The organism is Paraburkholderia fynbosensis, from assembly GCF_902859935.1.
Lineage (GTDB): Bacteria > Pseudomonadota > Gammaproteobacteria > Burkholderiales > Burkholderiaceae > Paraburkholderia > Paraburkholderia fynbosensis.
In genome coordinates this window covers 1-1104 of sequence record NZ_CADIKI010000076.1, presented here as the reverse complement: position 1 = coordinate 1104, position 1104 = coordinate 1, and the positions used below count along the sequence as shown (strand labels likewise).

The following is a 1104-nucleotide window of genomic DNA, read 5'->3' as shown; positions in this document are numbered from 1 at the left end:
GGCGGTTTCAAGAGTGAAGCGCAACAGCGGGTTTAATGTTTAGAGCCTTGAGGTTGACTTGCTGAGGCAAGGGTCGCGGCGAAGACCTCGAATGGCGAATGGAAGGCATGAGTCGCGCGAGGTCGGCTGTTCAGACTGTCGGCGATAGCGTCAAGTTCGTCCTGACTGTAGACCGAAAGGTCTGTGCTTTTGGGCAGATACTGGCGCAGTAGCCCGTTGGTGTTTTCGCAAGTGCCGCGTTGCCAGGGACTGTGGGGGTCGCAGAAGTACACCTTCACGCCGGTTGCGGCGGTGAGCTCTTTATGGCGCGACATTTCTTTGCCCTGGTCGTAGGTGAAGCTCTGCCGTAATGGCGCGACAATCGAATTGAGTTTGGCGGAGAAGCCCGCCAGCGCTGAAGCGGCGGTGGCGTCTTCCATCTTGGCAAGCAGCACCAGCCGGCTGGTCCGTTCGACCAGCACGCCTACCGAGGACTGGTTGCCGGCACCCTTGATGAAGTCGCCTTCCCAGTGCCCAGGCAGCAGTCGGTCTTCGATTTCGGGCGGCCGCACATGAATACTGACCATGTCAGGAATCTGTCCGCGCCGGTCTGTGCCCCGTGTACGCGGCATGCGCGTGCTGTGGCCATGGCGCAAGCACGCAATGAGCTGACGGCGCAGTTCGCCGCGCGGCTGGGCATAGATGGCCGTGTAGATGGTTTCGTGCGAAACCTGTTGGGTCGGGTCGGTCGGATACATACGCTTGAGTGTGCCCGATATCTGCTGGGGAGACCATTTCCACTCGAGCAGGGTGAGAACGATACGCCAGCAGACGCTTTGCAGGCAAAGCTTTGTGGGATGGCGACCCGCGCTGCGGCGTGCGGCACTGAGTGCTTCAGCCGACACGGACGCGTAGCCAGCGGGAGAGCTGTTTCGCGTCAGTTCCCGGCTAACGGTGGCCGGCGAGCGCCCGAGTATCCGGGCCATGGCCCGGATACTCGAACCCTGCAGATGCAGGCTTGCAATGGTCAGACGCTCTTCAGGTTGAAGTTGCTGGTACTGAGTTCTTTCGTGCATCGCAACACCTTATACGAGATAGGTGTTGCACTTCAGATTTGAGGCCGCT

1 protein-coding gene is annotated in these 1104 nt (G+C 60.1%); it reads right to left on the bottom strand.

Translation table 11 applies throughout. The annotated features are described in order from the left end of the window. Positions 1-32: 32 nt before the first annotated feature. The gene (locus HV770_RS38060; RefSeq protein WP_175166534.1) at positions 33-1055 is read right to left on the bottom strand and encodes an IS30 family transposase; all 1023 of its coding nucleotides are present in this window, start codon (positions 1053-1055) and stop codon (positions 33-35) included. Positions 1056-1104 lie beyond the last annotated feature (49 nt).

Coding starts and splice junctions, on each gene's coding strand:
- HV770_RS38060 (WP_175166534.1), bottom strand. CDS start 1,055: ATGCACGAAAGAACTCAGTACCAGCAACTTCAACCTGAAGAGCGTCTG.